General features: G+C 63.1%; 6 protein-coding genes. 3 read left to right on the forward strand and 3 right to left on the reverse strand.

Going from position 1 to position 7867, the window contains the following annotated elements:
- Positions 1-183: 183 nt before the first annotated feature.
- Entirely contained in the window at positions 184-1353 is a 1170-nt protein-coding gene (locus tag VJ811_RS10975; RefSeq protein ID WP_324072306.1) for an acetyl-CoA C-acetyltransferase, read from the reverse strand.
- A 166-nt stretch (positions 1354-1519) separates the two neighbouring features.
- Entirely contained in the window at positions 1520-2674 is a 1155-nt protein-coding gene (locus VJ811_RS10980; RefSeq protein WP_324072307.1) for an acyl-CoA dehydrogenase family protein, read from the reverse strand.
- Positions 2675-2967: 293 nt separating this feature from the next.
- Here VJ811_RS10980 and VJ811_RS10985 point away from each other — a divergent pair, with 293 nt between their 5' ends.
- Positions 2968-3837, forward strand: coding sequence for an SMP-30/gluconolactonase/LRE family protein (locus VJ811_RS10985; protein WP_324072308.1), 870 nt, complete (start codon positions 2968-2970; stop codon positions 3835-3837).
- A gap of 167 nt (positions 3838-4004) precedes the next feature.
- Positions 4005-6110 carry a M3 family metallopeptidase gene (locus tag VJ811_RS10990; protein WP_324072309.1) on the forward strand — a complete coding sequence of 702 codons (2106 nt, stop codon included), beginning with the start codon at positions 4005-4007 and terminating at the stop codon, positions 6108-6110.
- Between the two features lie 65 nt (positions 6111-6175).
- Here the strand turns inward: VJ811_RS10990 and VJ811_RS10995 are convergent, their stop codons facing one another.
- On the reverse strand, positions 6176-6946 hold the full coding sequence (locus tag VJ811_RS10995) for a class I SAM-dependent methyltransferase (RefSeq protein ID WP_324072310.1): 771 nt from the start codon (positions 6944-6946) through the stop codon (positions 6176-6178).
- Positions 6947-7202: 256 nt separating this feature from the next.
- Between VJ811_RS10995 and VJ811_RS11000 the strand changes: the two genes are divergently transcribed.
- Positions 7203-7867, forward strand: a 665-nt coding sequence (locus VJ811_RS11000) for an SPFH domain-containing protein (protein ID WP_324072311.1), incomplete at its 3' end; no start/stop codon positions are given.

Below are 7867 nucleotides of genomic sequence, written 5' to 3' on the forward strand. Positions count from 1 at the left end.
CGGTGGCGGCGCCGAGGCCCGAGGCGCCGCCGGTGACGACGGCGGATACGGTGGAATCGAGTTTCATGGGTTTCTCCTGAAAAAAGCCCTCCCCTTCAGGGGAGGGTTTGGGTGGGGCATGTCGGGGACTGCCAACGAACAGGCCCTCCCCCGACCCCTCCCGCAAGCGGGAGGGGAGAAGTTTTACAGCCGCTCGATGATCGTGACGTTGGCCTGACCGCCGCCTTCGCACATCGTCTGCAGCCCGTACTTCCCGCCGGTCGCCTCGAGCACCCCGAGCAGGGTCGACATCAGCTTGGTGCCCGACGCGCCGAGCGGGTGGCCGAGCGCGATCGCGCCACCATGCTGGTTGAGCCGGCCATGGTCGGCGCCAAGATATTTGAGCCAGGCGAGCGGCACCGGCGCGAACGCCTCATTGACCTCATAGGCGTCGATGTCGCCGATCTTCATCCCCGCGCGCTTCAGCGCTTTTTCGGTCGCGAACAAAGGTTCTTCGAGCATGATCACCGGGTCGCCCGCGGTCACCGACACATGGTGGATGCGCGCGCGCGGGGTCAGGCCGTGATCCTTGAGCGCCTGTTCCGAGCAGATCAGCACCGCCGATGCGCCGTCGCAAATCTGGCTGGAGGTCGCCGCCGTGATCGTGCCGCCTTCCTGAAGCAGCTTGACCCCGGCAATGCCTTCGAGCGTCGCGTCGAAACGGATGCCCTCGTCGACGAGGTGGGTCTGCGTCCCTTCGGGGGTTTCGATCTGGAGCCCGACGATCTCGCGCTTGAAATGACCCGCCTCGGTCGCGGCCCTGGCGCGGCGATGGCTTTCATAGGCAAAGGCGTCGAGGTCGTCCTTGGTGAAGCCATGCTTCTTGACGATCATTTCGGCGCCCATGAACTGGCTGAACATGATGCCGGGGTATTTTTCCTCGAGGCGGGGCGACTTATAATTGCCCATGCCTTCCTTCATATAGAGCATCGCGGTCGACCCCATCGGAACGCGCGACATGCTTTCGATGCCGCTTGCCAGCACCATGTCCTGCGTCCCCGACAGGACGCCCTGCGCCGCGAACTGCATCGCCTGCTGCGACGACCCGCACTGGCGGTCGATGGTCACCGACGGGATCGAATCGGGCAGCTTCGACGCGAGCACCGCATTGCGGCCGAGGTCCATCGTCTGCTCGCCGCCCTGCGACACACAGCCGGTGATGACGTCTTCGATCGCCGACGGGTCGAAATCATTGCGGTCGGCGATCGCGTCGAACACGGCGGCGCCGAGGTCGACGGGGTGCACACCGGCAAGCCGGCCGCCGCGCTTGCCGCCCGCGGTGCGGACGGCGTCGACGATATAAGCAGTAGCCATGGGAGAATTCCTTTCTCACTAAAGCCCCTCCCCTTCAGGGGAGGGGTTGGGGTGGGGGCTGTCGGCGTTGCGCAAGGCTGATGGCCCCCACCCCGCTCGACTAAAGGCCCGGCTACGCCGGACCAAGTCTCGCGGCCCCTCCCCTGAAGGGGAGGGGCCAATTACTTCAGAGCTTGCGCCCGATCAGTTCCTTCATAATCTCGTTCGTGCCGCCGAAGATCCGCGTCACGCGCGCGGCGCGCCAGGCGCGGGCGATCGGATATTCGTTCATATAGCCCGCGCCGCCGTGAAGCTGGAGGCACTTGTCCATCACTTCCCATTGGAGGTCGGTGTGCCACAGCTTCGCCGCGGCGCCTTCCTCGGGGGTCAGCTCCTTCTTCATGTGACGGTTAAGCGCCCAGTCGAGATGCGCCCAGCCGACTTGCAGCTTGGTCTTCAAATCGGCGAGCACGAAGCGCGTATTCTGGAAATCGAGGATCGGCTTGCCGAATGCCTTGCGGTCGCGGGTGAACTCGACCGTGTCGTCGAACGCACGCTGCGCCGACGCCTGCGCCGACACCGCGATCGACAGCCGTTCCTGCGGCAGTTCGCTCATCAGATAGATGAAACCCTTGCCCTCTTCGCCAAGGCAGTTGGTGATCGGCACGCGGACGTCTTCGAAGAACATCTCCGACGTATCGGCCTCGTCCTGCCCGATCTTGTCGAGGTTGCGGCCGCGCTTGTAACCTTCGCGTGTCGCCTCGACGAGTATGATCGACACGCCCTTCCACGCCGGCTGGACCTCGGTGTCGGTCTTGACGCACACCAGGATCAGGTCGGCGTTCTGGCCGTTGGTGATATAGGTTTTCGACCCGTTGATGACATAATGATTGCCATCCTTCTTCGCGGTCGTGCGCATCCCCTGAAGGTCGCTGCCGGTGCCCGGTTCGGTCATCGCGATCGCGGTGATCACCTCGCCCGCGACCATCTTGGGCAGCCAGTGCTTCTTCTGCTCCTCGCTGCCATATTTGACGATATAGCTGGTGACGATGTCCGACTGGAGCGAGAAGCCCGTCGTCGCGCGGCCATAATAGGCGCTTTCCTCATCGACGACCGCATTATAGCCGAAGTCGAGGCCGAGCCCGCCATATTCCTCGGGAACCGTCGGGCACAGCATGCCGAGCTCGCCCGCCTTGGGCCAGATGTCCTTGGGCACGATGCCGTCCTCGGCCCATTTCGCCGCATTGGGGGCGATTTCCTTTTCGAGGAACTGGCGCACGGTCGAACGGAACGCCTCATGATCCTCGGTGTAGGCGGAGCGCGAGAGGTTATCGAGCGACATAATGTTCCTTTCCCTTGGAGCGGCCGAACGCAAGCGGGGAGTCGGCCGCATCTTTCCCGGCCAAAAGACCTTACGTTTACGTCCACGTCAAGTAGAAAGACGTTACGGCAAGAGACTCTTTCGTCGCCGCCTTATCTTTCCTCGTCACCCCGGACTTGATCCGGGATCCATTCCTTCCGGCGCTGTGAATGGACCCCGGATCAAGTCCGGGGTGACGAAGGAGGAGCCGCATCCTTTGCCGAATAGGTTTGCAGCCGCTGGGCAGCCTCGGCGGCCCGCGCTAAGACCGTTCCATGGTCCAACTGCTTCTCGATGCCGGCGCCCTGCTCGGCGAATCGCCCGTCTGGCACGCCGCCGAAGCCCGCCTCTATTGGGTCGACATCGATGGCCGCAAAATCCATCGCACCGATCCTGTGAGCGGCACCGACGAGGCGATGGACCTCGCCGAGCAGGTCGGCTGCATCGCACCGCGGGCGGGCAGCGGGCTGGTCGCGGCGCTCGAAAATGGCTGCGCGCTGATCGACGAGTGGGGCGCCGCGCCGCGTCCGTTCGGGCCGGCGGTGCTCGCCGACAAGCCCGAGCAGCGTTTCAACGACGGCCGCGTCGATGCCGCCGGCCGGCTGTGGGTCGGCAGCCTGACGAGCGACAAGGCGAACCCGGCGGCGACACTGTACCGGCTCGATCCCGACGGATCGCTGACCGAAATCTTCGGACGGCTGACGACGAGCAACGGCGCCGCCTTCAGCCCCGACGGCCGCATCTTTTACCACGCCGACACCCCGACCCACGCGATCCGCGCCTATGACGTCGATGCGGCCGCGGGCACGCTGGGCAACGGCCGCATCTTCCACCAGTTCGAGTTCGGAAACGGCCGTCCCGACGGCGCCGCGGTCGATGCCGAGGGCTGTTACTGGTCGGCGCTGTGGGACGGCTGGCGCATCGTGCGCTTCTCGCCCGCGGGCGAATTGCTCCAGACGGTCGACCTGCCGGTGCAGCGCCCGACGATGATCGCTTTCGGCGGACCCGACCTCCAGACCGCGTTCGTCACCAGCGCGGGCAAGAATCTGACCGACGAGGAACGCAAAACGCAGCCGCATGCGGGCGGCATTTTCACTTTTCGCGTCGACGTGCCCGGCCTGATCCAGCAGTTATTTGGCGCTTAGCCGGCTTGCACCCCCCTGTCATATAAGGTTAAAGCGGCGCCCGACATGGTTTCGTTCGAAACCTTATCCTCCGGGGAGATTTATCGATGTCGCGCACCGCGCAGCCTTTTGCCCGTCATTTGTCGATCATGCTTGCATCCACCGCGATGATCGTGGGTTATAGCCAGATGACTGCCACCGCCCAACCGATCGTCCCGCCTCCCGCCACCGCGCTGGCCGACAAAAACCCGATGCTCGCGCCGTGGACCGGCCCCTTCGAAGGGGTGCCGCCGTGGGACAAGATGGATCCCGAGCTGTTCCCCGACGCCTTCGTCAAGGGCATGGCCGAAACCAAGGCGGAGGTGCAGGCGGTGATCGACAATCCGCAGGTTCCGACCTTCGAGAATACGCACGTCCCGATGATGCTCGCGGGCGACACGATGGACCGCCTCTTCGCGCTGTGGGGCGTGCAGACGTCGAACAAGTCGAACGACCGCGTCGAGGATATCGACGCCGAATGGAGCCCCAAGCTCACCACCTTCTACACCGAGCTGTTCCTCGATCCCAAGCTCTTCGCGCGTTACAAGGCGGTGTACGACAAGCGGAACAGCAGCGGCCTCAACGCGCAGCAGATCCGCATCGTCGAGCGCAGCTATGACGAGATGGTCCGCGACGGCGCGAACCTGTCGCCCGCCGACAAGACGAAGCTGGTCGCGATGAACTCGAAGCTCGAAGGGCTGTTCTCGGCCTTCTCGTCGAAACTGCTCGGCGACGAGAAGCTCTACACCTTCGTCACCGACAAGGCCGAGCTCGCGGGTCTCGAGCCCAGCTTCGTCGCCTCGCTCGCCGCGGCGGCCGAAGCGAATGGCAAGCCCGGCCAGTGGGCGATCAAGAACACCCGCTCGTCGGCGCAGCCGGTGATGCAGGGCGCGACCAATCGCGCCCTTCGCGAGCGCGTCTACAAGGCGTTTATCAGCCGCGGCGACAATGGCGACGCGAACGACACCAATGCGACGATCGTCGAGATATTGAAGCTGCGCCAGCAGCGCGCCGAGCTGCTCGGCTTCCCGACGCACGCGCATTACCGCATGGCCGACACGATGGCGAAGACGCCCGAGGCGGCGATGGGCCTGATGATGAAGGTCTGGCCCGCCGCGGTCGCGCGCGTGAAGGAAGAGGTCGCCGACATGCAGGCGATCGCCGACGCCGAAGCCAAGGCCGGCAAGGGCCCCAAGATCACGATCGAGCCGTGGGACTATCGTTTCTATTCGGAGAAGGTCCGCAAGGCGAAATACGACCTCGATGAAAGCGAAGTGAAGCCCTATCTCCAGCTCGACAAGCTGCGCGACGCGATGTTCTGGTCGGCGGGGCAGCTCTACGACCTCGGCTTCCGCGAGAATACCGGCACGATCCCCGTCTTCGATCCCAAGGTCCGCACCTTCGAGGTCTATAACCTCAAGACGAACGAGAATGTCGGCGTCTTCTACCTCGACAATTTCGCGCGCGACGGGAAGCGTTCGGGCGCGTGGATGACGACCTATCGCAGCCAGCAGACGCTCGGCGGCGAGCGCAACGTCCTCGCGGCGAACAACAATAATTTCACCGAAGCCGCAAAGGGCGAACCGACGCTGATCAGCCTCGACGATGCGACGACCTTGTTCCACGAGTTCGGCCACGGCATCCATTATCTGCTGCAGCACATCACTTACCCGGCACTGGCAGGCGTGCCGCGCGACTTCGTCGAATATCCGAGCCAGGTGAACGAGAATTGGCTGATGACCCCCGAAGTGCTGTCGAAATATGCGACGCACTACAAGACGGGTGAGCCGATGCCGCAGGCGCTGGTCGACAAGATCCTCGCGTCGGACAAGTTCAACCAGGGCTTTTCGACGGTCGAGTATCTCGCAAGCGCGATCGTCGACATGAAGCTGCACGACCGCAAGACTCCGCCGGCCGACGCCGACAAGTTCGAGCGCGAAACGCTCGCCGAAATCGGCATGCCGAAAGAGCTCGTGATGCGGCACCGCCTGCCGCAGTTCGGCCACCTGTTCAGCTCGGACGCCTATTCGGCGGGCTATTACAGCTACCTCTGGTCCGAGACGATGGACGCCGACACCTGGGCGGCGTTCACCGAGGCGGGCGGCCCATGGGACCGCAGCGTCGCCGACAAGTTCCGTACCATCCTGCTGATGACGGGCAACGAGACCGACCGCGCCGAGGCCTATCGCGCTTTCCGCGGCCGCGATCCCGACGTGAAGGCGCTGCTGAAAAAGCGCGGTTTCCCGACCGAATAATCTGAACAGAACCGGGGAGGCAAAGAGGGCGTTTTCGCCCTCTTTGTTTATCCTGGGGTCAGGGTCTAGTTCACCTTATTCTTCATGCTCAGTGCCGCGAACAAATGTCCGGTCGACAGCGTTCCCGTCCTGAGTTTCCACTCGGGAGCGGCTCGCATAAGGAAATAGTGCCAGCTCTCGGGACTCCAGAAGTTGATGTGGCCCGCGTAGGAATCGAACTCCGCATGATACTCCTTGGCGGGGAATTGATCCTTCCGCCCATCGGGAACCGTCAATATGAGCGTCCCGGCGGCTGACACCATATCGAGCAGGCGCCGGACAACCGCTTCGGGATCGACCATATGCTCGAGCACTTCCATCAGAAACACCACATCGTAACGCGATGACCGAGGAAGGTCCGAGAGCGCGCTGAAGAACAGTTCGGCGTCGGGGCACGCCCGTTTGGCCATCGCGAGCTTCACATCGCTGATGTCGCATCCGAAGAGCGAGGCTTCCGGGTATCTTCCGCGCATGAGGCGCAGCAGGCACCCTGCGTGGCACCCGATGTCCAGAACGCGCTTGCCCGCGATTTCGACGTCTTCGGCATCGCATTGGTCGAGCAGAAGGCGGGCCATCGCAAGGCGGCTTGCATCGAAATAGTCCTCCAGAAATTCCGGTGTCGGCCATTCTCCGGTCAGCGCATTGTGCTGCACCACGGGAAGTATCTCATGGAGCAAGCTGGCAGAGTTGCGCGCGTCGGCCGGGGTCGGCCGATACTGATCGCCAGATTCTGACCTTACTATCCTGTAGCCGCTACGCGCGAACATGGATTGAACCAGTTTTTTGCCCTGGAGCATCTATCCTCCTGCGCGCACGATCGCGTCAGTTTTGAAGTCCGAACTGTGCTATGCCTCGAAACTGCCGCAGGCAGCCGCTATAGACAACCCCCACACACCCCAGTCTAAACACGATCGACCCCAAGTGCGGCCAGTTGCGCGGCTTGTCCCAGCGAAAAACCGATGCGCGCGTCCGTTCGCTCGAATCCCGATTGACCGCCGCCCGATTCGATATAAATATGATATCATCTTTATATCGGGTGATTCGGAGGGAAACATGGTCGAAACAGGGACACCGGCGCTGAACCGCAGTCGCGAGACGCGCGCCAATACGCAGAGCGGCTATCTGATGCTGTTCATCTGGTTGCTGTTGCTCGGCGTCGCCGCCTGGGCGGGGATCACCAACGCCAACGCCGAATATATGGTCGCGTGGAAATGGGGCGTCGTCGTTGCGAGCGCAATCGCCGGCCTGCTGATCCTCTGCGGCTTTTACCTGATCAATCCCAACGAAGCCGCGGCGATCCAGCTATTCGGCGCGTATAAGGGCACCGACCGCGAAAGCGGGCTGCGCTGGGTTCTGCCCTGGCTTTCGCGCAAGAAGATCGCGGTGCGCGCAAACAATGTCATTTCGGACAAGATCAAGGTCAACGACCTGCGCGGCAACCCGATCGAGATGGCGGCGCAGGTCGTGTGGCGCGTCACCGACACCGCGCAGGCGCTGTTCGATGTCGACGATTACAAGGAATTCGTGATGGCGCAGATCGAAGCCGCGGTGCGCTCGATCGGCTCGCGTTATCCCTATGACGATATCGAACATCAGGAAATCACGCTGCGCGGCAACCATGACGAGGTCGGGGTCGAACTGCGCAAGGCGCTGATCGAGCGGCTGAGCGTCGCGGGGATCACCGTCGACGAATGCGGGCTCACGCACCTCGCCTATGC

The organism is Sphingopyxis sp. (genome assembly GCF_035250425.1).
Taxonomy (GTDB): Bacteria; Pseudomonadota; Alphaproteobacteria; order Sphingomonadales; family Sphingomonadaceae; genus Sphingopyxis.

What these genes read in the sequence shown, in the direction of transcription:
- VJ811_RS10980 (WP_324072307.1), bottom strand. Translation starts at nt 2,674, where the DNA reads ATGTCGCTCGATAACCTCTCGCGCTCCGCCTACACCGAGGATCATGAG.
- VJ811_RS10975 (WP_324072306.1), bottom strand. Translation starts at nt 1,353, where the DNA reads ATGGCTACTGCTTATATCGTCGACGCCGTCCGCACCGCGGGCGGCAAG.
- VJ811_RS10990 (WP_324072309.1), top strand. Translation starts at nt 4,005, where the DNA reads ATGACTGCCACCGCCCAACCGATCGTCCCGCCTCCCGCCACCGCGCTG.
- VJ811_RS10985 (WP_324072308.1), top strand. Translation starts at nt 2,968, where the DNA reads ATGGTCCAACTGCTTCTCGATGCCGGCGCCCTGCTCGGCGAATCGCCC.
- VJ811_RS10995 (WP_324072310.1), bottom strand. Translation starts at nt 6,946, where the DNA reads ATGCTCCAGGGCAAAAAACTGGTTCAATCCATGTTCGCGCGTAGCGGC.